Here is a 26,147-nt window from a genome sequence, read left to right as displayed (position 1 = left end):
AAAACGTTTATTGATCCGGCTCAATTGGCCCAACGACCCACAAATCCATAGCTTCACCAACACGAATGCGCTCACCAGAACGCGCTTCGGGTCGCTGTCGGACCACGGTTCCGACTTCCTTCTCGGGGTCTTCAACAGAAATAATCGTGCCGACTTTCAGATTCGACCCCTGAATTGTCAATTTGGCTTCGTCGAGTGGTAACCCTACAACGTTTGGCACCTCAAACATCGTACTTCCCAACCCATCGCCAACTTCAAGATCTATTCGGGCACCTTTTGGTACAGGTGTGCCGGGAGCAATTTCTTTGCCGTTATAGAGTTGCCGAAGTACCGAATTCTTGGCCACATCAGGGACGTAGATGATCTCCCCTTTTTCAAGCCCAAGCGATTTCAGATTTAACTCCGCACTCTTAAGCGTCAAATCGTCTAATTTGGGCATAGAGACCATCGGGGCCATCCGCTTCACCAGCGTTATGTATATTTTTCGACCCTCTTTCACTTTTGCATTGGCCCGAGGATATTGCTGAAAAACCGTTAAAGGCTGCCATCCAGCCACAAAGGTGCAATCACTGACTTCGTAACGAAGATCTCGATCATCGAGCAGATTCTGCATCTCATCGAAACTGAGTTTAGTTACGTCAGGTACGGTGATTGTTTGGCCGTGATTCGTGGTAAAGGGTAGATAGAGGAAGAAAAATCCCAGGAATAGAACAACCAGAAGGGATGCGATAATGCCAATTTGAATCAGCAAGTCTGAAGCAGTTCGGGTGCTGATCTTAATCATTCAGGAGTAGTGGGGCGATTTAGTGACGTACGAGTACTGGTAAACATAGTGAAGTAATTGATGCGGGTGAAATCGGGGAGTAGTCGATTGGCTGATTTTACTACCAATAGTACCTTAGTCCTCTACCTCGAATCACTTTACTAATTCACCAGGTACAAAATAAGTATTTCCCAACATTTTTTTAATATACTTTCCTACAATATCGAATTCCAGATTGACGATATCCCCGGCTTTAAGGTCACGGAAGGTTGTATGTTCGTACGTGTATGGAATGATGGTCACCCGAAAACCATCGGGCTGCGAATTAAAAACGGTTAAACTGACCCCATTGATACAAATGGACCCTTTTTCGACGGTAATATTACCGGATTCATCGGGCTGGTACTGAAAATCGAATAACCAACTCCCATTCATATCCTGCACATGGGTACATACGCCCGTTTGGTCTACGTGCCCCTGCACAATGTGCCCATCGAAGCGACCGTTGGCAGGCATACAGCGTTCCAGATTTACCCGATCGCCTGTTTTTAGTTGGCCAAGGTTCGTTTTTTTCAGCGTCTCATCGACAGCCGTAACGGTATAACTCCCATCGCTCACACTGGTGACGGTCAGGCAAACGCCGTTATGACTGACACTCTGATCAATTTTTAATTCAGAAGCCAGACTTGATTCGATCCGAAAAACCAAGTTTGTTCCTTCTGATTCAATGGCCGAAACGAGGCCGGCTGTTTCAACAATACCTGTAAACATAAAAATCAATAGTCGATAATTGGCGGTCTCCAGCAACTAGTCATCGATATAAACAACGATTATTGACTATCGACTCACAACCAATATGAACAGCGAACTACCAAAGGGGGTTCGGCGAAATAGCTTTTGTTCAACTTTAGCAACTCGGTAAAGTGTCTCATTTATCCAGGGTGTAGGTAAATACACGTCCGATTGTGCTTCGTCGGCCGTCCGCCAGCCTAGCGTTAGTTGCAACCGCTGCCATTGTCGTATCAGCAAAATTGGGATAGAAAGGACTAAACTCCAATATGTCGACTGGATAATCCGAAGGTCTGCGCTGGGCATCCGTCCCTCAAAATCACGTAGCACAAACCGTCGAATTACACCTACAGCAATATCATGCTGCCCTTCGAAGGCCGTAAAAGCATTGTTGTTGCTTAGTAATATACCTCCAGGTTTCAGCCGTTGCTGCAAGGCTTTTAATAAAGGCATCAGGTCGGCATCGGTAAAATAACAGAACACATCATTACAGATAATAGCATCGTACTGTATGCCCGGCTCAAAATGGGCCAGCTCGTTCAGGTTAATTAACGTAACCGGAAGACCGCGTTGCTGACAAAAAGTGATAGCATCGGTCGACCCGTCAACCCCTTTCAAAGCCGTATAGCCCTTCCTGCGCAGAAAGTCCAGCATACCACCCGTACCGCAGCCCGCATCCAGAATCGTAATATCCCGACGATCCCCAAAGCGCTGTTGCAAGGCAGCGTCTACCCGTTCGTGCAAACTACGGTACCACCATAACTGGCCTTCCAACCGGGCCATTTTTTCATATTCTTCCGAATGACCGATCATACACGAAAGAGTGAAAGAGTGAAAGAGCGAAAGAGTGAATGAGTGAATGAGTGGTGTCAAAGGCCTCGCTCATTCACTCTTTCACTCTTTTTCTACGTAAGGAGGTAGTCCACTATACGCCATGAATAACTTACCAAGGTACTCGCCCAACACACCCAAAAAGAGCATTTGCAAACCCAATCCTGCTCCGATGGCCCATACAACGATGGCCCATCCGGGAACGGTAATTGATTTACTGATCCACCCAACAAGCATCAAGAAACCCGTTAGAAGGCTGACCAGCAACAGAGCAGCCCCCAATACGGTGAAAACTCGAATGGGCCAGAGCGAATATCCAATGAATACATTCAGAAAGAGTGCAACAAGTTTGCGAACTGTGTAACTGGAACGTCCTTCGGAACGAGCGTGGTGCGGGACTTCGACACTGGTTATGTTACGGGTTACCCGAAAAATAAGTCCATCGATGTAAGGATAAGGCCCCCGGTACCGAATAATCTCATCAATTACCTCCCGTCGAATCAATTTAAAGCTCGACAGATAAAGATCGCGGGGTTTTCCAATTGAGTAGGTCGTTAGGGTGTTGACCAGCCAGCTACCGAGGTTTCGAAACCAGTGGTGCTGTTTTTGTGCATATCGACTGTAGACTACATCATAATTTTCCTGTTCAGCAGCAGTGACAAGCGTCAAAATTGCTTCGGGTGGGTTCTGAAAATCATCATCAATGATCACTGCGTACTTCCCGCCAACATGGTTAAGCCCACACAGGACAGCATTAAACTCTCCAAAGTTTTTACGCAACGACACAAATGTCACATTAGGAAATCTCGTTTCGAGCTGCTGACATACTGCTTCTGACCCATCCTTACTACCGTCGTTCACCAGCACAACCTCAAACGCCCACCCGGCCAGGCAATTCTGCAGCCGTTCAACCAGCGGGCCAATGGTTCGTTCGCTGTTGTAGACCGGAATTATGACAGACAGATTCATACGGGCGAAAGAGCGAAAGAGTGAGAGAGCGAGAAAGCGATTTGTCGGCACAGCCAGTATTTCGCTCTTTCATTCTTTCGCTCTTTCGCCAAATTGGTTAATGGTATCAATAATATAGGCAACCTCCTCATCGGTTAAGGATGGGTTGAGGGGTAAACTGAGCACTTCCTGATGTAATTGCTCTGAAATCGGAAACGACAGATTTCCGTATGATTCATACGCCCGCTGCTTATGCGGTGGAATTGGATAGTGTACATCTGTACTGATACCCCGTTCACGTAAATAGGTTTGCAATTCGCCACGATGCGGATGCCGAATAACGAACAGATGCCAGACATCCTGCCCAATCTGGTCGGCTGGTGGCAGCAGTATATCGGGGTTTCGAATCCCCGTCAGATATTGACGAGCCAATGCCCGTCTGCGGTCATTATCTCCATCGAGCTGGGGAAGCTTTGCGGATAATATAGCCGCCTGCAACTCATCTAAGCGACTATTATGCCCTTGATAGTCATTGACATATTTTTGGGCGGAGCCATAATTGCGGAGTGCTCGCAGCCGCTCGGCCAATACCTGGTCGTTGGTGGTAATAGCCCCGGCATCACCAAGTGCACCCAAATTTTTGCTAGGGTAAAAACTCCATCCGGCTGCATCGCCCAGATTACCTGCCCGTTTCATTCCATAGGTGGCTCCATGTGCCTGAGCGGCATCTTCCAGAATTTTCAACCCATACCGTTCGGCTAGTTTTTGAATCGGCAGCATGTCGCAGCAACGACCATAGAGGTGTACGGGTAATATGGCTCGTGTCTTCGCGGTAATCGCTGCTTCTACACGATCGGGGTCCAGCAAATACGTATGTGGATTGGGTTCGACCAATACGGGTGTCAGGCCAGCCAGTGTAATGCTTAACACAGATGCGATATATGCATTGGAGGCCACAATCACTTCGCTCTCTTTGGGGAAATCCCAGGCTTTCAATACCAGCGTCAGCGCATCCAGACCATTTGCAACCCCAATACAATAGGTTGTTTGGCAATAAGCTGCAAACGTAGCTTCAAAAGCTGCAACTTCGCGGCCTAAAATATACCAGCCTGATTTCAGAACTCGGTCAGTAGCTGCCTGAATGGCTAACTCATAGGGTTTATTAACACGCTTGAGATCCAGAAAAGAAATCATTCGGAATCGGCCATCATCAGCCGACTATTTGGGTAAGGTTCGTAGATATAGTCGTCTTTGTCGTAAGGCTGATTCGACACAACCAATAAAATAGCGTCGCTCGAAAACTCATCCATGATGTGCCAATCTTCGGGCATTAACACTAGGCATTGGCGCGGAGAGCTCAGCTCAAACGTTGTTTCTTCGTGGCCATTATTGCAATACACCCGGCAGCTTCCATTCAGACAAATAAGCGCATTCCAGGCATTAATATGTCGATGCCCTGCCCTTGCTCCATGACCAGCTTCATAAATATAAAAAACACGCTGAATTACCCCCGGAATAATAGCTTCAAAAACGGTTAAATTTCCGTTCCCGGACGTAAATGTTTTTAGCTCGTAAAGTTTAGCCATATGCGAAGTAGAATTTGCACCTTACCGTAAGAATACCCTTTCGGTTTCTAAATATATTAAAAACCAATTAAAGCTAAGTAAATTTCTTAACACCTGCGAGCTAAAATACTCATAAAAATAGACATCTGGCTGATTTAATGGAATAGTGCAATCAGAAGTGCATTATCAACCCTATTTTTAGTTTAAAATTTTATCGATTGGTTACTAATTAATTTTCTCCACTATCAATCTAAAAATAAATTTTAGTGCGCTACTAACTACTATCGTTCAGGTCCTTCTCTAATTTTACAACCATATACAGGCTTTCACTCAAAAGCCATTATTTATACATATGATTAAAAATAAATTCTTCCTGACAGGACTTTTACTGGTTGCATTAGTAGTCATCTATTATACTTTTTTCGATAGCAGTAACACTACTTCTGCTGATGGTTTGAATGAGTCTATTAATCCGGAAACCTATCGTCAGCAAGTCGATAGTGACCGAAGAAAGAAAGACGAATTTTTCCGTACAGGCAGTGAGTCGCCTATAAAAGAGAAAACTACGTTCCGGGGACTTAGCTATTTCTCTCCCGACCCTTCTTACCGAGTCTCCGCGCGACTTGAGCTCTTTGCTGATAAGACACAAAAGTTGGTGGTTCGAATGAGTGATGGTTCTGAGGAAGTTTACGACAAGTTTGCCCACGCCGTTTTTAAGCTAAATGACGAAACTTGCCGATTGTTGGTTGTTAAACTTCAGGATACATACTCGATTCTATTCCGCGACGCTACATCAGGCAAGGAAACCTATGGCGGAGGGCGTTACCTGGAACTGGACCCTGCTAAATTAATCGACAACCGGGCTATATTGGACTTCAATACGGCTTATAACCCCTATTGTGCATATAATCCAACTTATTCCTGTCCTATCCCCCCCGCCGAAAATACCCTCACTGTGGCCGTAAAAGCTGGCGAAAAGTATCATTGAAAAGTAGAAAGGAAAAGGGAGAAGGCAGGAAGGAGGAAAGAAATTATCATTGCTCTTTCTCCCTTTCTCCCTTTTCCTTTCTCCCTTTTCCTTTCCTCCTTACCTTTGTAACAATTACCTGTTTTGCCTGTGTATGGAAATTTCCTATAAATGGTTACAAGATTTTATTGAATTACCCGAATTGCCTGAAGAAGTTGGTAAAATGCTGACTGCAACAGGACTCGAAGTAGAAGGAATTGAGAAAATTGAAGCGGTACCCGGCGGGTTGGAAGGCGTTGTCATTGGCGAAGTACTGACTTGCACCAAACATCCTGATGCTGATAAGCTAAGTTTGACCACTGTTGATGTAGGTACTGACCAGCCGCTTCCAATTGTTTGTGGAGCGCCTAATGTGGCAGCTGGTCAAAAAGTAGTGGTTGCCCTCGTCGGTGCTACCTTACATCCAGCCTCGGGCGATGTGTTTCAAATCAAAAAAGCCAAAATTCGCGGGGCAGCTTCCGAAGGTATGATTTGTGCCGAAGACGAGATAGGCCTGGGTACCTCGCACGCCGGAATTATGGTACTGGATACTGATCTGCCCAATGGTACACCTGCAGCCCGGTACTTCAACCTCGAAGCCGATTACCAGATCGCCATTGGCCTGACGCCAAACCGGATCGATGCCGCTTCACACTATGGTACAGCACGTGATTTAAAAGCCGCACTGAATCGTCCACTTCGCTTGCCTTCAGTAGACACGTTCACGGTCGACAACACAAACCTGACGCTGGATGTACGAGTTGAGGATACAGTCGCCTGCCCCCGCTATACAGGTCTGACCATCAGTGGACTGACTGTAACCGAATCTCCGGACTGGCTTAAGCAACGGTTAATTGCCATTGGCCAGAAACCGATCAACAACGTCGTTGACATTACAAACTTCGTATTGCACGACCTTGGACAGCCGCTTCACGCGTTCGACGCCGATAAGATTTCCGGGAAACAGGTCATTGTTAAAACGCTGCCTGAAGGGACTCCCTTCATCACGCTCGATGGGGTTGAGCGGAAGCTTAGCGCTACCGATCTGATGATCTGCGATGCTGAAAAACCCATGTGTATTGCCGGGGTATTTGGTGGGCAACATTCAGGCGTGTCGATGCAGACAACCAGCATCTTTCTGGAATCAGCGTACTTCTCGGCTACGTCTGTCCGAAAAACGGCGCAGTATCACGGGCTCAAAACCGATGCATCGTTCCGGTTTGAGCGGGGCACCGATCCCAACATGCCTGTTTTTGCCTTGAAGCGGGCGGCCCTGCTGATTCAGGAAATAGCTGGCGGAACGATCAGCTCAGAAATCACCGACATTTATCCAAATTCGGTAGAGCCATTCCGCGTATCTGTGCGCTATCGAAACATCGATCGGCTGATTGGGATTAAAATTGACCATACCGAAATTCACCGGATTCTGGAAGCACTGGACATTCAGGCTGAAGATCGAACGGAGGAAGGTTTTATCGCCATTGTACCACCTTACCGGGTCGATGTAACGCGGGAAGCTGATGTGATTGAGGAGATTCTACGGATCTATGGATTGGATAATATTCCGCTATCGGCAAATCTGGCGGCCGATTCACTCTCGGAATTTCCGAAAACAGACCCCGATGGCTGGCAGAATCGAGTTGGTCAACTGATGGCCGCTAATGGTTTCTTCGAAATCCTGACCTTATCGCTTACCCGTCCGGCTTATCACGACGCTATCCGGTCTTCATTACCTAATGAAGATGTAACATTGCTGAATCCGTTGAGCGATGAGCTGTCGGTTATGCGGCAAACGCTACTGTTTTCATCCCTCGAAACATTAGTCTATAATTTGAACCGACGGCAGAAGGATCTAAAGACCTTTGAATTTGGCAAGATCTATCATAAAGTAAAACTTGAAGATGGCGCCACTAAGTACGTAGAACGTATGCGATTAAGCCTGGCTATAACAGGCAATCAATCGTCGGAAAGTTGGCTTCAGAAGGGACAATCAGTGGCTTATCATGATTTGGCTACGGCTGTTCAGCGCGTTCTGAATCTATTCCGTATCAAATCGTTTGACACCCAGCCTGCCGACTCCGCCATTTTCCAGTATGGTCTGACGTACGTAGTCAATAAAAAACCGGTTGTGAGTTTAGGCTTGGTTCAACCCAAGCTCACAAAATTAGTGGACCTGAAACAGCCCGTATTTTACGCCGACTTCGACTGGGCCGCCCTGCTGAAACTGGCAACTGGCAAAGTTCGCTACGAAGAAGTGTCCCGTTTCCCAGAAGTCCGTCGTGATTTATCGCTGGTTATTGATCAGGGCGTTTCTTTTGAACAAATCAGTCGGCTGGCCCGTCAGACCGAGCGGAAGCTGTTACGGTCTATCAACGTTTTCGATGTGTATGAAGGTGATAACCTCGGTAGTGGGAAGAAAGCTTATTCTGTCAATTTTATGTTGCAGGATTCAACCCAAACCCTTACCGACGCGGCTATCGATAAAACCATGCAGCGACTCATGAATGCCTTCGAGCAGGAGCTGGGTGCTGTTATTCGTAAATAATGAATGATAGAATTTTGAATGATAGAATAGCCCTTAGGTTTCATTCTATCATTCAAAATTCTATCATTCAAAATTCTATCATTCAACACTGTGGTTAGCGAGCATCAAATTATTGCATTGGTGGAGCGATTTGAGCATAAACTCAAGTTGCTCACAAATTTGTATGCCGATGCGAAAAACCAGATTGAGCAGTTAGAACGGGAGAGAGATGCCTTGCAGGAAAGCCTCAAAGCTGAGCAGGACCAGGTAAAAGAATTACGAAAAAAATCAACTAAGGCAGAAAATAATACAGCTATTTCAAAAGATAGTGGTATAATTGTAAAAGACAACCTGTTACATACAGGTACGAATGCTGAATTAAAACAACAACTCGACGAGTATATCCAGGAATTGGAACGGTGTATAGCTCACTTGAGTAGTTTGTCATAAACCCAAATTGGCTCCGAGGGAAAGCCCAACTGAGCCGACTGCAGCGATGGAAGAACTATCAATTCGCGTTAAAATTGCGGATCGGACCTACAAATTGTACGTAGAGCCCGAAGCGGAAGCCGTAGTGCGCGAAGCCGCCAAGCTGATTCAGGACGAACTGAAACAATACCGGGAAAAGGGCTTTGCGGAAACCCAGGAAGCTCTGGCCATGATAGCCTTCGACTGCTTAGTAACTAAGCTCAGAGGAGAACGAAAAATGCAGCGATTACAACAAATGGTGTTTGACAAAATCACTCAATTAGACCAGGTCGTTACGCCGGTCGTTTCGACATAAACAACTGGGGCTTACCCGCCCAATATAATTTTTCGAGTTCGCGTTCAGAGCACTCGTATCGAAGCAGGTTGATGGTTTTTTGTTCAACCCTAACGATATAGTCCAATGGACACTTGGTTAACAATTCTGGCAGCCCTCCTGGTTGGGGGCGGCATTGGTATAGTAATTGGCCGTCAAATGATGGCGAGCGTTCGTGCAAAACACGAAAAAGAAGCGGAAGAGCAGGCAGCAACGATTTTAAAAAACGCAGAGTTACAGGCCGAAACGATTAAGAAAGATCGGATGCTGGAGGCTAAGGAGAAATACCTCAAACTGAAATCAGAGTTCGAAGAAAACACCAATCAAAAACGGAATATCCTTCTTCAAAACGAGAACAAACTCAAGCAGCGCGAACAGCAATTAGCACAACAGGCCGATCAGCAGCGTTCGCGCGAATCCGAATTAAATCAGCAGCGGAACGAGATCAATCAACAAAAGAATAGTCTCTCTCAGCAAATAGAAGCGCTCAACAAACGGCGGGAAGACGTGGATCGGCGCCAGCAGGAAGCCGACCGGATGCTGGCCGATCAGGTTGCGCAACTCGAAAAAATCGCAGGCCTTTCGGCCGATCAGGCTCGCGACCAACTGATCGAAACCCTGAAAGCTGAAGCTGAATCCCGAGCCTCGTCCTACATCAAAAGCATCATCGAAGAAGCCAAACTGACGGCTACCAAAGAGGCTAAAAAGGTAGTTATCGAAACTATTCAACGGACCGCTACCGAACACGCCATTGAAAACTGTGTATCCGTTTTCAACATCGAATCCGACGATGTGAAAGGCAAAGTGATTGGGCGTGAAGGGCGCAACATACGCGCCCTGGAAGCCGCTACCGGCGTTGAAATCATTGTCGACGACACTCCCGAAGCCATCATCATTTCCGGGTTTGATCCTGTCCGTCGCGAAATTGCCCGGCTGTCCCTGCACCGGCTCGTTCAGGATGGTCGAATTCACCCGGCACGTATTGAAGAAATCGTGGCTAAAACCCGCAAGAACATTGAAGACGAGATCGTCGAAATTGGCGAGCGAACGGTCATTGACCTTGGCATTCATGGGTTGCATCCCGAACTGATCAAAATGGTAGGTCGGATGCGTTTCCGGTCGAGTTATGGACAGAATCTGCTTCAACACTCGCGGGAAGTTGCCAAGCTTTGTGCGACTATGGCTGCCGAATTAGGGCTGAATGCCAAACTGGCTAAACGGGCTGGTCTGCTTCACGACATTGGCAAGGTGTGGCCCGAAGAAGCCGAACTCCCCCACGCGATTCTGGGCATGGAGCTGGCGAAAAAATACAAGGAAAACCCCGAAGTCATCAACGCTATTGGTGCGCACCACGATGAGATTGAGATGACCAGTATGATTTCACCGATCGTTCAGGTCTGCGATGCGGTATCAGGCTCACGGCCCGGTGCCCGACGTGAAATGATGGAGTCGTACATCAAACGGCTTAAAGAGCTGGAAGAATTGGCTGGAAACTTCCCCGGCGTTACGAAATGTTACGCGATCCAAGCCGGTCGTGAACTTCGAATCATGGTCGATGCTGATCATGTTTCCGACGAGCGAGCTGGCGTATTGTCGTACGAAATCTCACAGAAGATCGAGAAAGAAATGCAATACCCCGGTCAGATCAAGGTGACGGTCATCCGGGAAATGCGCGCAGTTGCTTACGCGAAGTAATTCTAAAGTCTTTTTTCAAACGAATGCCGGATAAGAGAAACAAACTCTAATCCGGCATTCGTTTTTTATACTTATTCCCTCTCCTCTCTTACGGAGACTGTTCGCCGAACTGTGGCACGGCTGATTCCATAGTTGATAAGCAGACGTTAGTATCAGCCGTGCCACAGTTTAAAACGCACTCTCCTCTCTTTCGTTATGCAATCGCGGATGAACACCTGAATGCTCCAAAATCTGGTGCAGCGCGTCAGCCATTCACTAAATTTTTGGGTAGTAACCGTTAGCAAAGAGAATTCGGCAAAAACGTGATTCTATAAAACGGTTCACTTTTCACTTGAACGATTTGCCATTTTTTAATAGGAATATCCGTAACCAAACAGCATAATCTATAACTTTTCTACATAGATATATTCAATTTTTTAACTTAATAATTCAATTATTTTCAAACTTAGCCCTCTTTTTCCGGTTAAATTCTGTCGTTAAATCCTTTTAACAGACAAGGCTTATCCGATGCATCCAGACCAGGGAAAAGGTCCATTCATCAGGCCAGAATTTTACTCAATAGATAAATTGCAATAATGAAAAAGGGGCTACTAGTCATGTTATTCATAGGTTTAATCAGCCATGCCTGGGCTGCGTATGCCATAAACTGGAATCCGGGTAAACTCACCTTACGTAGTGGTGTTGAGCTTCAGGGAGAGCTTAATTTCAACTGGAAAGCCGATATTGTCCAGTACCGCCAGGAGGATAAGGTTAAAGCGTTTTCTATCGACCAGGTCAGCAACTTCACTTACTTCGATAACCAGCTCAATAACCTCCGCAAGTTTGTGGCAATCAACGATTGTTATCTACTCCAGCACGGGCGACCTCAGTTTCTGGAAGAAATAGCATCGGGCACGCTTATGGTGTATCGAAGCTTACGGATTACCCATAGCCCCGGCAACGCGGCCAACTTTGACATGGATGGTAAGCTGATGAAAAGTACCAATGCCTTTGTGTATGTTATCCACACGGGTAACGAATGGCTTGGCCTAAACGAGTTCTACAACCAACGTTGGACACAACTGATGTCTCCTTACAAGGACGAATTGAAGAATTATATAAAAAGCCCCAGAAACGAAATAGCTAGGCTGATCAATCGAATGGTCTTAATCTGTAAGTACAATGCGCTGATCGCGAAAAAGATCACGCAGGAGCCTTCATCGTCAAGTTATTTCATTACCGATCAGACAGATGGTGGCAATCTGCGTTAAGACAACAAAAAGATAGCCAGCGCTGATCCCTAATCTCAACTGCCTTGTTCAGTAGACGTGTCTCTGAACAAGGCAGTTCTTTTTAGAAACGACGTCCAGCCGTTCAGGCGATGAGAAATCCGTTACTTTTGCCACTTTGTAGGTCTATACGTTAGGCTATCGAAAACTCGCAACTATAGTCAATGATCAATTCTTACAGATTGGCTGACATCTTATCATAAAGTCTGTACATTTAACCTACTATGGATTTCTTTACTGCCGTTTTATTTGTATTGCTGGGTGCGGGCGGAGGTGTGGCATTAGCGAACACCCTTCGAAAACGTACTGGCCTGACCAATGTTCAGCGCGATTCGGTTCTGCTGCTCGAACGCATTGAGAAAGTCTTCAAGGTTGTCATGGCTGAAGGGTACTTTTCGGAGATTTACAATTATCAGGATCAGAAAAAGATTCTATATCTGCTTAATGACCCCAAAAAGGCGATGGTCATCGCCAAATCGAAGGTATTGGTCGGGTTCGACTTTGCCAAAGTCCGGTTTCGGGCTCCGGCCGACGGCGAGAAAAAGCTGGTGATTGAATCGTTTCCGGAACCCGAAGTACTCTCGATCGATACTGATTATAAGTTTTATGACATACAGGCAGGCATACTGAACCACTTCAGCGGGGCCGATTACACCCAGATTCTGGAAGAAGCCAAAAAGGCCATGAACGAACGGGCCATGCAAAGCGACCTGCCTAAAATTGCCAACAACCAGATTCAGTACATGATGTATCAGTTGGCCAGTTCGATGGGCTGGCATCTACAACTGCCGGAGGCCGAACAACGGGAACTTGATGCCCTGAAAGCAAAGACTGAAATTAACACACAAGCCCCCAAACTCCTGAATGGCCATCAGTAAGGCAGAAAAAAACGGCCGGAACTAAGCAGATCTCAACATATTATCCGTTTTGATATTAATTCATGACGACCTTTGTTCTATGAAAAATCTGTACTTTCTGCTTCTCTTCCCACTCCTTACCTACGCCCAGATTGATGATGGTGGGCAGTTCTGCCGGATCAATAAAGTCCGTTACTTCGGGCAGTTAGCCAGTAATCCAAAAGCGCGAATGGCCTATCCGGGCGATGCCTCTATCGACATCACCTATTATGGCCTTGACCTTCGGTTTACTACCTCGCCTGCCAGCATGACGGCTGCTACGATAGTAACGCTTAAAAGTACGGTCCCTGGCCTACCCAGCTTTTTTCTGGATCTGAATTCAACCACTACGTCCACTACGGGACTAAAAGTCGATTCAGTTAAAGCTGGTTCGCAAAAGTTAACCTTTCTGCACGCTCAGAACAAGCTGACCATTACACCTACTCAACCATTAGCGAATGGCCAGGCTCTAACGCTAGCTATTTATTATCATGGCGTACCGGACAGCGGGGTCAACGGCAGCTTTGCCTTCGGTAAACATGAATCGACTAACGACCCGGTTATCTGGAGTCTGAGCGAACCTTATGGCGCATCGGACTGGTTTCCCTGCCGCGATACTCCGGCAGATAAGGCTGATTCATCGTCAGTACGGATTACCGCTCCTGCACAAATGGTATCGGTTTCGAATGGCAAGCTGATCAGTACAACGACGAATAATGACGGCACAAAAACCTATCTGTGGAAAAATAGCTATCCAATTGCTCAATATCTGATCTCGATTGCGGTATCGAATTATGCACAGTACGACACGCCGTATTCGAATCGTAATCAGACCATGACCGTTACGCATTATATCTACCCTGAGAATCTGGCTCAGGTTCAATCAAATCTCGCACTCACTCCCGGAATGATTCAACTCTTTACCAACCGTTTTGGTGAATATCCATTCCTTCGGGAAAAATACGGCCATGCTCAATTTGCCTACGGCAACGGCGGCATGGAACACCAGACGATTACATCGATGGAGCTACGGGCGCTTACCCCAACTACGATTGCGCATGAGCTGGCTCACCAATGGTTTGGCGATAAAATTACCTGTCGCGACTGGCAGAATATCTGGCTCAACGAAGGTTTTGCTTCGTATGGAGAAGCAGTTTATACAGAATCGGCGAGTGGGCAATCGGGCTATCAGTCTTATATAAACAATTTCATGACCAGCGCCCGTCTTGCGCAAGGCAGTATTTATGTGCAGGACATTAGCAATTTCAACAATATATTTAACAGCAACCGAACCTATGCGAAAGGGGCTACGGTGCTGCATATGCTTCGGGGTGTAGTTGGCGACAGCACTTTTTATCGCATTTTACGCACCTATGTAGCCAGTCCGCTGGTAGCTTATAAAAATGCAGTAACCGAGGATTTTCAGGCGATTGCGCAACAGGTTTCAGAGAAAAACCTAAACTATTTTTTCAGTCAGTGGATATACGGTGCAGGCTACCCGGCTTATAAAGCGACAATCACTACGGGTGGAACAACGGCAACTGTTCAGCTTACTCAAACGAATGCGTTAGCAACCAGTCCTGGTTCATTTACGATGCCCATTCAGATGAAAGTACAGTCGGCAGCAGGAGATACGACCGTAACCGTTTATAATGACCAGGCCGATCAGACCTTTACGCTTCCTGCGCGTGGGAAAGTCACTAATGTAGTGATCGACCCCAACAACTGGATTCTGAAAACGCTCACCTCTACCATAGTCACAGCGACGGTTGTCACGGGCATCACAGAACCCAACGGCATCGGTTTGCGAATTTACCCGAACCCAACTGCTGAAAACCTTACCGTCGATTTCACCCAGCCAGCTTCTGGCCCGGCTACCCTTTCCCTCACTAACCTGCTAGGGCAACGGGTACGAGCCATGCAGGAGGCAAACCTCTCTCCAGGTAATTACAGTCGAAACTTCAGCCTACGTGGTCTGGCCAGTGGACGTTATACCGTTACCGTTGAAACCCCAAGCGGGCTTCAGAGCCGGGTAGTGCTGGTGCGATAAAGTAACCTCACCCCCTGCCCCCTCTCCTACAACAGGAGAGGGGATGCAAAGACCACTTTCTTTCCCCTCTCCTGTTGTAGGAGAGGGGGCAGGGGGTGAGGTGAGGTTATTCACACCTCAATACGGAACAGATGCATTGGAAGGCTATAGGGGTCCAGTTCAACATAGTTATACTCGCCATGCCAGGTATAGTAAGCTCCTGTAAGTAAATCATGGACCTGATAATCCTGATCAGAATCGATTCCTAACTGCCAGATTGGGACCTGTACAATACCCGCCCGACGATTGTAAGCATCGGTATTGACCACGATCAACAGTCGGTTGTCTCCTTTGACTTTCAGGTAAGCCATAATTGCATCGTCGTTGACCGAACAGAACTGAATGTTATTGGTCATCTGCAAGGCTACATTCTCACGACGAATGCGGTTAACGATCGTAATCAGATACGTCAGCTTATTGGTCTTCTCCCAGTCCCACAGTCGGATTTCGTATTTTTCGGAGTTAAGGTATTCTTCCTTTTTGGGGAAGGGAATATGCTCCATCAGTTCGAACGATGGGCCGTAGACTCCGTAATTACTAACCAGTGTGGCCGCCAGAAAATACCGGATCAGGAATTGTGGCTCATGCCCTTCATGCAAGATAGCGGGATTAATATCGTGCGTCGTTGGCCAGAAATTCGGACGGTAGTAATATTTCATGTCGGTCTGGGTCAGTTCTGTCATATACTGCTCCAGTTCGTACTTCGTATTGCGCCAGGTATAGTAGGTGTATGACTGCGCAAAGCCCCGTTTGCCCAATTCCTGCATCACCTTTGGGCGCGTAAACGCTTCGGCCAGGAACAGCATATCCGGGAATTCCTTCTTGACCTCAGCAATGATCCACTCCCAGAAACCAAACGGTTTGGTATGTGGATTATCGACCCGAATGATACGCACTCCCCACGATGCCCATACCAGCAGGACTCGCTTCAGTTCTTCCCATAAATTCTGCCAGTCGTCGGTTTCGAAGTAGATCGGATAAATATCCTGATACTTTTTGGGTGGATTTTCGGCGTACTGTATGGTACCATCAGGCCGTTTTTTAAACCATTCGGGATGATCTTTGGCCCAGGGGTGATCGGGCGAACACTGAATGGCCAGGTCCATAGCCACCTCCATCCCATAATTGGCAGCAATACTGATCAGGTGTTTAAAATCCTCTACAGTACCAAGTTCGGAGTGAATGGCATCGTGCCCTCCCTCCAACGAGCCAATCCCATAGGGTACTCCTGGGTCGCCGGGTTGGCAGGTGACCGAATTGTTTTTCCCTTTCCGATGGGCAGTACCGATTGGGTGAATTGGTGGCAGATAGAGTACATCGAAGCCCATACCCGAAATACGTGGTAACAAGGCCTCTACATCTTTGAAAGTACCATGCTTACCCTCTTCCCGCGCAGCCGAACGAGGAAACAAACAGTACCAGGTACTGAACTCGGCACGAGGTCGATCTACTTCAATACTCAGTTCATGTATATATCGGGCCACATGCTGTCGTTCAGGGTAGCGGTTCGCATAGAACGTGAACTGGTCGCTTTCGGCAATGGATACAGCTTCATCGTAGCGGCTTTCATCCCGAAACAGGGCGGCCAGTTCACGAATTGCCTTCGCATCGACGCTTTCGTCTACCGATTCCGTTTTAGCTTTTGCTCCTTTACCCTTTCCGCCCTTTTTCCTTTCCTCCTTTCCGCCCGCTCGAACGAACATGCCATCCAAATACTGTGCTCCAGCCAACAATTCACTGGTGATAAGCTGCCCATCAGCCACCTTCAGATGTACTTCATGTTGCCATGACCCAGGATGGTCGACCCAGGCTTCAATCGTGTAAACATACCGTCCCTGCTTTTCGACTACGAACGATGCCCCCCAACGATCATTGACAATCAAGGTCATCGCCATTTCAGTCCAGTTAGTATCCTCAACGTGTTTGTAGAGAAGAACAGCCGTCAGGTAATCATGTCCGTCGGCGAAGATGTCGGCTTCAATGGCAATCACATCGCCGGTTACAGCTTTGGCTGGATACAGCCCGCCATCCAGTTCGGGAGATACATGCTCAATAACGACGCGCGACTGACCAGTGAGGTTTTCCGAAAAATTCATGCAATCATACGTTTGATGGGGAACTCGCAATTCATACGGCAATGGTACAAAGAAGCCGGATTATCAAACCCGGCTCTCCATTGCAAACGAAAGTTATCAATTTTTTCTAGTACTCAAGTACCGCAGCCTTCCATGAAGGGGGCTTTTTCAGGAATAAGCCTTATTTAGCCCCGTCAGCTTTAGCCGCAGCAACGGCCAACTGCCCAATAGTAGTCCCCAGTTTAGCTCCCTCGTCGGTATCGAATCGATAGTGTGTACCGGCATACAAACCCGACAGTGAAGCTTCGGTAGCCAGTGCCGTTAGTTTGGTGGCATCGCTCGGAAACAAAAAGCTTAACAGTGTAGCGGATGCACTAGCCACTGCTGCCCGATCCGATACATAGCTCGGCGTATTCGGAATGACCGTAGCGGTTTTAATGGTCGGGTCGATCTGCGAGGGCCGGGGTACAAAATAGGTGTATTGTGTCCGCCAACTGGCCGTTATAGCATCGTGCATGGCCCGATTCAGCAACGAATACGTCCGGGCTGCCCGCAGTTCGTTCTGGCCATTTTCCCGGATAAAATCTTCCGTCAATAGATTCCATAAGCCCGACAGTGAATAGGTGTTCGGCCCATTATCCCAGTAACTGGCAATGCGGGACTGCTCACGCGTGCGGGTTGATGCCATGTCTCGTACTTCACTCAACGCTTTCTGAAACTCGGTTGACGTAGTAGCGGGTGGGGTTGCTACTACCGCTTTGGCAATTGCGGTCGAATCATACCAGGTCTTCACTTTACCGGCCAGTGGCAAAATTGGCGACCGAGCCGGAATTTCAAGGCTCGTCCATTTCTGATCATACGGCGCTTTGGCTAAGGCAGTTTGCCAGGTATTACCCGGATCGGTGGCAGCCGTAAAACGATCTGCTTTGGCCCGATCGATGACTTTAGCCGCTAAAGCCGCAGCCAGATCTTCACCCGCTTTCACATCACTCGGTACGCTGGCTCCCGCCCAGATACGACTTTGCTTATGTTCTGTAGCTTTTGCCTTCAGCCACGCTATTTCGGAAGGAAATAGATAGGCCAATAGCTGACAGGACACCTCGGCCACGGCAGCATCTTCGGATGGATACGAAGGCACATCGAGCACCGGTGCCCGAGACACCACGCCCTGCTGCTCCAGCGATGGCCGATTATACTGAAACTTAGCCCGCCAGGCTACGACCAGGGCATCATATTGCGCCACACTCAGCAAGGCATACACGCGAGCGGCATACGGAAGCCCTGCATACGCATTAGCCGATTCAGCTGGTGTTGTCTGCCCGGTAGCGTAATCATAGCCGGGGGCAACGTTGTATTTAGCGACCAACTGCCGGGCAATCTGATTCCAGCGGAGAACGGCCCCATAGGCCCAATAATTAACGGCTGTATTCTGTTCAGGTGTTGCCGCGAGTACGCCATTTTTCACGTCGGTCAATTCCTGCTGATAAGCAGCCGATGTAGTTGCCAGCGGTTGTGGTACGCTAATATCCGTTACCGATTTCAGAACAACGGTTCGCCAGCTACCGCCGTCCGCATCCGTCGACGTTGGCACGATAAACGGCTGGACACCTTCGTCGATAACAGGCTCCGAACAACCCGCTACCCACACCAGCAATACGCTCAGAGTAATCGATACAAAAAATGGTTTCATAGTAGTTGTTGTAACGCGGACTTCTAGTCCGCATAGTTATAAATAAAACCATGAGGACTATATCTCAGCGTTACTAGTTATTGGCGGTCCAGTGACCGATTACGATTCCTCCGTTGACTTGGGTACTCTTGCCGACGTTGCGTCCATCAATGATAGTATTATAGCCAGCCGTCAGCCCAAACTGCTTCGCTAAACGCAAATAGACCGTAGTTCCTAAGCGTGTAAAGCCTACGGCATTGGTTGGAAATGGAATACCTGGTCCGATGTCTGTCCCCTTTGTGTAAGGTGTTTGCTGCTGCCCCCAGACATCCAGATTGATCCATTTATTCACATACCCGCCCCGCACAATAATTTCGGTAACGTCGGGCACATTCACTTTCGAGCCACTATTGGGATTGAGCTGGCTGGGGTCATAATAGTTTACGACATGATCGAGCGTAACCTGCCCGCGACGGATATAGCCGAACTGCCCCGTCAGGAAAAACGACTTCCCTTTCAGGTGCAGCATCGTACGGCCATCCCAGTTTTTAGAACCGCGCCCGATGGCGACCATCGCATCGTTCACGTAATTCTGAATAGGCATGGAATAGCCTACCGCAAACAGCCATGACAGCTTAAGCGCTTTACCCAGTTTGTAATCATAGGCTTCCCATCGAAGTGTGGCCGATACATCCTGAAACCCTTCCTGCTTTGGAAAATAACCCGCACTGGATTCTGTACGGATATACGGTGCCGCAACGATCAGATCGAGATCATACCCAAGCCCATAGGTACCGACGGCGGTCAATGCCTGCGTCGTAACCGTACCCAGATTCGGGTTTTTCGTTTCGGTTTTATTGATAAAATAGGTATCGTAACTCTCCTGAGAGCCGATAATCGCCAGGCTGGCTTTTCGCTGTCCCCGCATAAACCCGTCGATAATCCATTGGGCCTGCGCCTGAGAGGTAATGAAAAGTGTTGTTAGAATGGCAAGAGATAAAAATCGCATAGGCTACGTTGTACGGCAAAGGTAGTCTTTGACCTAACTCCTCAGTTATCTGTTGGCCAATTCTGTGCCAACGGTCTTTAAAACTACCTATTGCCTACACCCGGAAAACGTCGGCTTACGAAACCTATTGCCAGCAGGAGCTAGATTCTATTGAGCGAGTCTAAAGCTAAGGGCTACGGAAAGAGCACAAAAGACGTTCCTCTGCGATCCTTGCGTAGCCCTCAGCGACCTTTGCGATTAAAAATCTAGTTATACTGCTGTGTTTCGGGATGGAACGACCGCCAGCTATGCCAGAACTCCTGATAAGCTTTTGGCATGGCAGCCAACCGACGGCCTTTCAGGGGTCCAGCCGTACAGTGTCCTCGCCAGGTCCAGACCGATTTTGTTTCCTGATCTGTCAATTGGCGATTTGCGTAGTGAAAGGTAAGCGTCTGAACACCCATCCGACGGCTCCATGCGCCAAACGATGCACTGTCAGGCGACATCGCTAACAGTATGGGCTCTCCACCGACTACATCATTGACCATCCGGCTGTTCTGTAGCTGGTTCCAATCGTAGGCCTTCGAAAGACCAGCGTGTTCGACCCCAATCACCCATGATTTCGGATGCCAGGAAGCCGAATCCCGTCGGGTGAGTTTTCCTTTCGATAGCCCTTTATCGTAGGTGCGCATGCTTTTAAATTCATCGGCAAAAGCCGGGTCGGCTTGCAGAACGTGCGTATTGGGGTACTCATGCGCCCATTCACGCAGGGTCATCTGTCGGGAAGACAGCGGCATCAACGCTTTACCTCGCAAGGGGCCCACTACGGCTTCGCCCGTGGCCTGTCGCCACCACGTTCCCGTACGGCTATCCTCAAACATCGCGTTGAAATGATCCATGCCCACCAATCGAAACTCAGCGGCCTCTCCACGCACCAACGGACTAAACACACGCCCGGTCCGGCAGACGGTACAATAGGTCACCATGATGGGTTGTCCCCCGACCGTATCACGCACCTGATGATGATACCCAATCAGTTGGATCGGATAAGCGGTTGCCTGACCGAGTGCCGTATAGCCCAACACCAGTTTATCGAGCGGTATCTTGTTCTCGCTCATCGGCACAACTCGCTTCACGGTCGGCTGTAGAAACATGTGATCGGCCATCATCTGCTGATTAATCACATACAGCACACCACCATAGCCCAGTACTAAAACCAGCGCGATGTATCGTTGCCATACTTTACGGGGGCGAATAAGCAATTGATAAGCCGGATAAGCCAGTAGTAACAAGCCAAGCACTCGTAACCAGCCTATGTGCTGATGCAGCCAGTACCCCATCTCTACACGGCCCAGCGATGTTTCGCCCTCGGCCAAACCTAACTGACTACCCGGAAACGGCATGATGAAATAAACGCTGGCCGCTTCGAGTAGAATTAATAGTAGCAAGCTGGCTATGAACCAGATAAAATATTTCATGATTAAATTACGCTAGAGTCGAAAACCGATCGAAAGCATGGCATTCCGTCCATCCGACGACCATACGCCCGGCCCCGGATAAAACGTTGGTCGTTTGGTAAAATATTGTCGATTAGTCACGTTGTTTAAACTGCCCCGCAGGGTTAACTGATGACCAATACGCCAGGTAGCGTTCAGATCGAGTAACCCATACGCTGGCACGGGACCTTTGGCACCGTTGGCCGATGGTATTGGGGTATTGAGCGCATCCGAATAGGTCATGCCCACATAACTGTATTGAGCGGTAAAGCTGGCCGTACGATACCGAAGCGTCAGGCCATTGCGTGTCGTTATCCTCGGAGCTGATTCGACCCGGTTGCCATTGACACTCACATTGTCGGCACCCGTCGAAACACGGGCATTGATATAACGGGCATCCAGAAGCGCTGTTGACGTAAACCCACTGACAGTTAACCGATTAAATCGAGCCAATTGCCCTTCCAGCAATACTTCGGCTCCCTGGCTCCGGCTATCGCCAATAGTGGTTCGAAACGTATAAGCTGTTCCATTGTTGTCGGTCAATGCCAGCATACCGAGTCGATTCCGGTAGAGCAGATCGAAGAGCGTCAGATTCAAATGGGCGTTGCTCCAGCTAACTTCTATACCAATTTCAGCATTATAACCGGTAGCGTCTTTCAGATTTTTATCGACCCGTTCATACACCGAAGCCGGGATTATATCTTTGAAAACAACAGGGCGGTATGCCTGCGACCAACCGCCATAAAGCCTTGTATGATTATTCAGCCAATATTCACCACTGATTCCCAGCAAGGCAAACCGATGCGCAATGGTATTTGGCACATCGCCCGGATTGTAATAGCTAATGGTACCACTTATGTCGGTCTGTCCATCCTCTATCCGAATCCCCGGCGACAGAGTCAGACGTGAATTGAGCCGAAACTGACCTTCCACAAAATAGGCCATATTACGGGTCCGATGCCATAAATCACGACCAAAAGGAGCCGTCAGGGTCAGATCAAAATCCGATGCTGTTGTGCCTTTTCCCAGTTGACGCCGGTGCAAGTCGTTATGCATCAGTTGAACACCACCAACCGCCGTAGCCTGAATTCCTCCTACCTGAAACTGATGCAGTAACCGGGCTTCGCTGGTGTAGCTATTGAAGTTGTCAATATCAACCTGGCGTTGCCGGTACTGGCCAGTCGCCGGATCGGGCAGATCCGTAACGGTGGCAAATGCATCGATCTGTACACTATTTCGATCACCCAACACAGCCGACGTTACCCATTGCAGACGGGTCTGGCGGCTAATCTGCCAGTCGGCCCGAACCGAAGGCACCCAAATATCAGGATTGAAATAATTTCGGGTTCGCGTTGCCTGTCGGGGATCAGCCCGAAACATGGAATCGGTCAACGGGCCTGGAATATTGTAGAGATAGCGGGAGTGCCCCAGTTCAGCGGTTAATCGAAGGCGCGAACTGGCCTGAAACTGCAACCGGGCAAATTGTGCCTGTGCATTCGACTGGCTGCTTTGACGGTATCCATCCGAATGTCGCCAGTAGGCATAGGCATAATATGTTAGCCGCCCCACACGGCCACCAATGGCATTATACGTACTACGCGTACCGAACGAACCAGCCGAATTGATCGACTCAAAGCCAAATCGCCGGGTTGTATCCCCCTGCTTGGTCACGTAGTTGAGCATACCACCAAACTGTGCGCCATATTGAAGCGAAGCGGTTCCCCGCACTAGCTCAATCCGTTCGATGCTCTCCGTCGGGGGCGAATAATGGCTGGCCGGATACCCATACATATCGGAGTTCGTCATGATGCCATTCTGCCGCAGGTTCATCTCCCACGATCGGTGCGGATCAAGGCCACGCGTAGCCACATTGGTTTGATTGCCGGTACCATCCATATCATAGACGAATAATCCCGGTACTTTAGCCATTAACTGACGCGGGTTCTTCTGCGCAATGTCGGCATCAATTTCCAAGAGTCGAATCACTTCGCTACGCCGGCCCGCCATCAGGTACGTTCCATGCACATCGGGCAGTGGTTGTACCGTTCCCGACCGATGGCCGAGTACCCGAACGGTATCGAGTGTATGACTCCGAAGGGAATCCACTCCTGATTGTCCTAAGGCAACTGAAGCGGAAACATAATTAAATAGGCTAGCTGTACCAAGAATGATAACTAGCCATTTATGCATATTGTCAAGTTGTTTCACGAATGAGCAGTTAAGAGGGTTCAGACAGGCTATACTCAATGGCATGGATACAATCTGTTAACCCTTAAGACGTTTTAGACTTTACTTATACGTAGTCTATATCTACAATATATCTTTCACCAACAAGTCGTATTGCGATTTCGCATGCATCTGATAGATGATCAGATCGGTACGCGGATTCCGAACGTAACTAACTACTATCCAGCCACATTAACTCGTTTGCTCCACTGCTGTTACCGAAGCCGATTCGCCAGGTGGCATATAGGCATCTTGTGAAGCATACCCATCCGCAGCAATCCGGGAAGCCCGGTAGCGATACAGATCAGGCTTGTTGGGCGCTTCAGTTGCCAGTCCATCCACATAGCGATTGAACATGCAGAAAGCCGCAGCAATTAGCACCGTATCATGAATATCCAGATCGGTAGCTCCTTCAGCGCGGGCTGCCGCAATAAGTTCGGGCGTTACAGCCTTTCCACTCTGCTGCACAGCACCTGCTACGGCCAGTAAGGCTTTCAGCTTAGGACTGATAGCCGCCTGATCAGGATTGCATTTAACCGATTGAACCAAACTCCAGTCGTCGTCGCCGAGGTGATAACTCGCTACCGCGCCGTGGATGGTCTGACAAAAAAAGCAATCGTTCAGCGACGAGACATAAGTGGCAATCAGCTCGCGTTCGCCCTCGCTAAGGCCAGAATCCGGGCGACTGGCATTATCGCGCAACAGGACATTGACCAATGCATTGAGTGGATCGGCCGTTTGGGGGCTAAACGCCATTGGGCCTCGAATGCCGGGTAACCCTTCGGGCAATTGAATATGTGGCATAATTTTACGGGTTTGTGATGCTAGTTTGGGTTTTACTTTTGCCAGTTTAACTGGTTTACTTTCCGGCCGATGGCATAGCCCATGCGCAAGCCTTCTTCACAATCCATACGGTAATGAACGCCCAGCAAAACCCGTGAATAGGCATTTTCCTGAGCCATCTCGTAGAAGTTGTTAAAGCTTCGGGGCGCACCAAGGAATTCCGTTCGTCCTTCGTGGCAGTGATCGGTCATTGCGTAGGATGCCCCGTAAATATTCGTTAATACCTCAGCCGCTACCGCCCCAAAGCACGAATGGCCGGATGGATAAGCTGGAAAGGGGGGCGTAATCCCTTCCATAATCGTAATAGGATTGTTTAAACGAGGACGCCAGGTAGGGTCGATTGTACGCCGGATATAGGTGATTGGGCGCTCAATGTTATATATGTATTTTGAGTTCCAGCAGGCAATACCCACATCACTTAGTCCCATTCCTACTTTGGCGTATGTATAAACAGCCTTATCCAGCGGTGCTTTTTCCTGACGGACCACCTGCTGAGCAATCGCCAGCCAACGACCGGCGGGTTCAAATGTCAGCTTGTAGATATCATCACTCCAGAATTCACCGATCCATTGCTCATCTTTTGTTAGCGGAGTGGTTGCCGTATAAATTTCCAGCCCCTGCGCGAACAGCGTCGATTTGATATTGGTACTATAGTCGAGCGGTGGTTTAGCAATTTTATCGGTTTCGCTGGCCACAAAGGTTCGTACCTTGCCCCAGTAGGGCAACAGCGCCCGGCTGAAGTCAGGAGCGGTGGGCTGCCATTTACCGACGCCCGTTGGTGGTATATAATCGGTAGGCTGATTGCGCAGGTAAGCCTCATCGCCTGCAACATCCGTTTTTGCATAGGCTAGAACGGCAGCTGCTACATTCTGTCCAAAGCGTTTAGACCGCTCCAGTTCATCTGTTGCCCCAGCGGTTACAGCCAGCTTTTTATATAAACTTTCGATTCTGGCTTTATCGGTAGCGTCAATCTGCGGAAAGAAGCCTTTCATCATGAGATAGTAGGTTTCGTTTACGGCCGCATCCCAGCTATACGATTTTCCAGCTTCAATCTTTGGAACCGTTAAGCCTTTTAGCTGAGGAGCTATCGACTGATACGTTGCGGAGCCCGGCACAACCGTTTCATAGGCGGCTAACCCTATATAGCCTAATGTCCTGGCTGCAACAGGAGGTCGATAGCCCGGTGCATAGCGATCAATCTCTAAAAACAAATCCATCCATTGCAATGCGACTGATGCGTCGGTCGATGATGCTGTTCCGACCGGATCAACGCTGTCTTTCCCAACCTGGCAGGCTGCTACAAACCATAAAAAACCAATGACCAGTGCATAGTGAATACTGCGCTTTACTTTGAAGGTGATGGTACGCTCTTTCTTTAAATTTTTGGTGAACTCCATAGCTGTATTGTCGTGTAGTGAAATCACTTATCCTTTATTACACTATGGGTTAGTTAGTATATGTCAATCAACTAGTTGCACTCAGTGGATTACAGGATTTTCGCTTTTAAGAATTCGCTTACGTGCAAACTCAGGCAGGTACGAAAACATGTTGCAATGCATCGATATGGCCTATTCATCGGTAGTTCTCAGTGTAAATAGTGCCCCAGCCGCAAAACAACCGGGGACTACGACCAACCTAAAATGAATGTTTCTGAGGCTGACGATGTCGTCAGCC

Annotated in this window: 21 protein-coding genes; 8 read left to right on the top strand and 13 right to left on the bottom strand. The window is 48.3% G+C overall.

The window, feature by feature from the left end; genetic code table 11:
• Positions 1-7: 7 nt before the first annotated feature.
• From ACYVFD_RS08195 to ACYVFD_RS08170, 6 genes are all read right to left on the bottom strand, one after another.
• Positions 8-784, bottom strand: coding sequence for a PASTA domain-containing protein (locus ACYVFD_RS08195; RefSeq protein WP_461089383.1), 777 nt, complete (start codon positions 782-784; stop codon positions 8-10).
• A gap of 132 nt (positions 785-916) precedes the next feature.
• Positions 917-1,534 (bottom strand): riboflavin synthase, encoded by a 618-nt coding sequence (locus ACYVFD_RS08190; RefSeq protein ID WP_461089382.1) that lies wholly within the window; start codon positions 1,532-1,534, stop codon positions 917-919.
• 66 nt (positions 1,535-1,600) lie between these two features.
• Positions 1,601-2,365 carry a class I SAM-dependent methyltransferase gene (locus tag ACYVFD_RS08185; RefSeq protein ID WP_461089381.1) on the bottom strand — a complete coding sequence of 255 codons (765 nt, stop codon included), beginning with the start codon at positions 2,363-2,365 and terminating at the stop codon, positions 1,601-1,603.
• An 81-nt stretch (positions 2,366-2,446) separates the two neighbouring features.
• Positions 2,447-3,352 (bottom strand): glycosyltransferase family 2 protein, encoded by a 906-nt coding sequence (locus tag ACYVFD_RS08180; RefSeq protein WP_461089380.1) that lies wholly within the window; start codon positions 3,350-3,352, stop codon positions 2,447-2,449.
• A gap of 69 nt (positions 3,353-3,421) precedes the next feature.
• A complete protein-coding gene (locus ACYVFD_RS08175) occupies positions 3,422-4,525 on the bottom strand; it encodes a DegT/DnrJ/EryC1/StrS family aminotransferase (RefSeq protein ID WP_461089379.1) in 1,104 nt (367 codons plus the stop codon).
• Entirely contained in the window at positions 4,522-4,917 is a 396-nt protein-coding gene (locus ACYVFD_RS08170) for a sugar 3,4-ketoisomerase (RefSeq protein ID WP_461089378.1), read from the bottom strand. Before ACYVFD_RS08170 ends, ACYVFD_RS08175 begins: the two co-directional genes overlap by 4 nt.
• Positions 4,918-5,248: 331 nt before the next feature.
• Between ACYVFD_RS08170 and ACYVFD_RS08165 the strand changes: the two genes are divergently transcribed.
• The 8 genes from ACYVFD_RS08165 (at position 5,249) to ACYVFD_RS08130 (ending at position 15,137) form a co-directional block, all read left to right on the top strand.
• A complete protein-coding gene (locus ACYVFD_RS08165) occupies positions 5,249-5,884 on the top strand; it encodes a DUF1684 domain-containing protein (protein ID WP_461089377.1) in 636 nt (211 codons plus the stop codon).
• Between the two features lie 133 nt (positions 5,885-6,017).
• Positions 6,018-8,447, top strand: a complete 2,430-nt coding sequence (gene pheT / locus ACYVFD_RS08160; protein WP_461089376.1) for a phenylalanine--tRNA ligase subunit beta — start codon at positions 6,018-6,020, stop codon at positions 8,445-8,447.
• Between the two features lie 90 nt (positions 8,448-8,537).
• Positions 8,538-8,876, top strand: coding sequence for a hypothetical protein (locus tag ACYVFD_RS08155; RefSeq protein ID WP_461089375.1), 339 nt, complete (start codon positions 8,538-8,540; stop codon positions 8,874-8,876).
• A 46-nt stretch (positions 8,877-8,922) separates the two neighbouring features.
• Positions 8,923-9,210 carry a cell division protein ZapA gene (locus ACYVFD_RS08150; protein ID WP_461089374.1) on the top strand — a complete coding sequence of 96 codons (288 nt, stop codon included), beginning with the start codon at positions 8,923-8,925 and terminating at the stop codon, positions 9,208-9,210.
• A gap of 105 nt (positions 9,211-9,315) precedes the next feature.
• Positions 9,316-10,923, top strand: coding sequence for a ribonuclease Y (rny, locus tag ACYVFD_RS08145; RefSeq protein WP_461089372.1), 1,608 nt, complete (start codon positions 9,316-9,318; stop codon positions 10,921-10,923).
• 596 nt (positions 10,924-11,519) lie between these two features.
• Complete coding sequence (locus ACYVFD_RS08140) at positions 11,520-12,173, top strand: hypothetical protein (protein WP_461089370.1); 654 nt, start codon at positions 11,520-11,522, stop codon at positions 12,171-12,173.
• 242 nt (positions 12,174-12,415) lie between these two features.
• Complete coding sequence (locus ACYVFD_RS08135; protein ID WP_461089369.1) at positions 12,416-13,069, top strand: DUF4230 domain-containing protein; 654 nt, start codon at positions 12,416-12,418, stop codon at positions 13,067-13,069.
• Between the two features lie 79 nt (positions 13,070-13,148).
• The gene (locus ACYVFD_RS08130) at positions 13,149-15,137 is read left to right on the top strand and encodes a M1 family aminopeptidase (RefSeq protein ID WP_461089368.1); all 1,989 of its coding nucleotides are present in this window, start codon (positions 13,149-13,151) and stop codon (positions 15,135-15,137) included.
• Positions 15,138-15,247: 110 nt separating this feature from the next.
• Here the strand turns inward: ACYVFD_RS08130 and ACYVFD_RS08125 are convergent, their stop codons facing one another.
• From ACYVFD_RS08125 to ACYVFD_RS08095, 7 genes are all read right to left on the bottom strand, one after another.
• Positions 15,248-17,272: an alpha-1,4-glucan--maltose-1-phosphate maltosyltransferase gene (locus tag ACYVFD_RS08125; RefSeq protein WP_461089367.1), complete on the bottom strand. Its 2,025-nt coding sequence runs from the start codon at positions 17,270-17,272 to the stop codon at positions 15,248-15,250.
• Positions 17,273-17,432: 160 nt separating this feature from the next.
• Entirely contained in the window at positions 17,433-18,941 is a 1,509-nt protein-coding gene (locus ACYVFD_RS08120) for a phosphatase PAP2 family protein (RefSeq protein ID WP_461089366.1), read from the bottom strand.
• A gap of 73 nt (positions 18,942-19,014) precedes the next feature.
• Positions 19,015-19,929 (bottom strand): hypothetical protein, encoded by a 915-nt coding sequence (locus tag ACYVFD_RS08115; protein ID WP_461089365.1) that lies wholly within the window; start codon positions 19,927-19,929, stop codon positions 19,015-19,017.
• 245 nt (positions 19,930-20,174) lie between these two features.
• On the bottom strand, positions 20,175-21,386 hold the full coding sequence (locus ACYVFD_RS08110; RefSeq protein ID WP_461089364.1) for a DUF3179 domain-containing (seleno)protein: 1,212 nt from the start codon (positions 21,384-21,386) through the stop codon (positions 20,175-20,177).
• A 12-nt stretch (positions 21,387-21,398) separates the two neighbouring features.
• Positions 21,399-23,612, bottom strand: coding sequence for a TonB-dependent receptor family protein (locus ACYVFD_RS08105; RefSeq protein WP_461089363.1), 2,214 nt, complete (start codon positions 23,610-23,612; stop codon positions 21,399-21,401).
• A 210-nt stretch (positions 23,613-23,822) separates the two neighbouring features.
• Positions 23,823-24,434 carry a carboxymuconolactone decarboxylase family protein gene (locus ACYVFD_RS08100; protein WP_461089362.1) on the bottom strand — a complete coding sequence of 204 codons (612 nt, stop codon included), beginning with the start codon at positions 24,432-24,434 and terminating at the stop codon, positions 23,823-23,825.
• Between the two features lie 32 nt (positions 24,435-24,466).
• Positions 24,467-25,870 (bottom strand): vanadium-dependent haloperoxidase, encoded by a 1,404-nt coding sequence (locus ACYVFD_RS08095; protein ID WP_461089360.1) that lies wholly within the window; start codon positions 25,868-25,870, stop codon positions 24,467-24,469.
• Positions 25,871-26,147: the final 277 nt, after the last annotated feature.

The organism is Spirosoma gilvum (genome assembly GCF_054776815.1).
The sequence above is the reverse complement of the archived record's forward strand: the minus strand, read 5'-3'. Positions and strand labels throughout refer to the sequence as shown.

Coding starts and splice junctions, on each gene's coding strand:
- ACYVFD_RS08135 (WP_461089369.1), top strand. CDS start 12,416: ATGGATTTCTTTACTGCCGTTTTATTTGTATTGCTGGGTGCGGGCGGA.
- ACYVFD_RS08110 (WP_461089364.1), bottom strand. CDS start 21,386: ATGAAATATTTTATCTGGTTCATAGCCAGCTTGCTACTATTAATTCTA.
- ACYVFD_RS08170 (WP_461089378.1), bottom strand. CDS start 4,917: ATGGCTAAACTTTACGAGCTAAAAACATTTACGTCCGGGAACGGAAAT.
- ACYVFD_RS08150 (WP_461089374.1), top strand. CDS start 8,923: ATGGAAGAACTATCAATTCGCGTTAAAATTGCGGATCGGACCTACAAA.
- ACYVFD_RS08180 (WP_461089380.1), bottom strand. CDS start 3,352: ATGAATCTGTCTGTCATAATTCCGGTCTACAACAGCGAACGAACCATT.
- ACYVFD_RS08095 (WP_461089360.1), bottom strand. CDS start 25,870: ATGGAGTTCACCAAAAATTTAAAGAAAGAGCGTACCATCACCTTCAAA.
- rny (WP_461089372.1), top strand. CDS start 9,316: ATGGACACTTGGTTAACAATTCTGGCAGCCCTCCTGGTTGGGGGCGGC.
- ACYVFD_RS08115 (WP_461089365.1), bottom strand. CDS start 19,929: ATGCGATTTTTATCTCTTGCCATTCTAACAACACTTTTCATTACCTCT.
- ACYVFD_RS08125 (WP_461089367.1), bottom strand. CDS start 17,272: ATGAATTTTTCGGAAAACCTCACTGGTCAGTCGCGCGTCGTTATTGAG.
- ACYVFD_RS08195 (WP_461089383.1), bottom strand. CDS start 784: ATGATTAAGATCAGCACCCGAACTGCTTCAGACTTGCTGATTCAAATT.
- pheT (WP_461089376.1), top strand. CDS start 6,018: ATGGAAATTTCCTATAAATGGTTACAAGATTTTATTGAATTACCCGAA.
- ACYVFD_RS08100 (WP_461089362.1), bottom strand. CDS start 24,434: ATGCCACATATTCAATTGCCCGAAGGGTTACCCGGCATTCGAGGCCCA.
- ACYVFD_RS08120 (WP_461089366.1), bottom strand. CDS start 18,941: ATGAAACCATTTTTTGTATCGATTACTCTGAGCGTATTGCTGGTGTGG.
- ACYVFD_RS08185 (WP_461089381.1), bottom strand. CDS start 2,365: ATGATCGGTCATTCGGAAGAATATGAAAAAATGGCCCGGTTGGAAGGC.
- ACYVFD_RS08175 (WP_461089379.1), bottom strand. CDS start 4,525: ATGATTTCTTTTCTGGATCTCAAGCGTGTTAATAAACCCTATGAGTTA.
- ACYVFD_RS08165 (WP_461089377.1), top strand. CDS start 5,249: ATGATTAAAAATAAATTCTTCCTGACAGGACTTTTACTGGTTGCATTA.
- ACYVFD_RS08140 (WP_461089370.1), top strand. CDS start 11,520: ATGTTATTCATAGGTTTAATCAGCCATGCCTGGGCTGCGTATGCCATA.
- ACYVFD_RS08190 (WP_461089382.1), bottom strand. CDS start 1,534: ATGTTTACAGGTATTGTTGAAACAGCCGGCCTCGTTTCGGCCATTGAA.
- ACYVFD_RS08130 (WP_461089368.1), top strand. CDS start 13,149: ATGAAAAATCTGTACTTTCTGCTTCTCTTCCCACTCCTTACCTACGCC.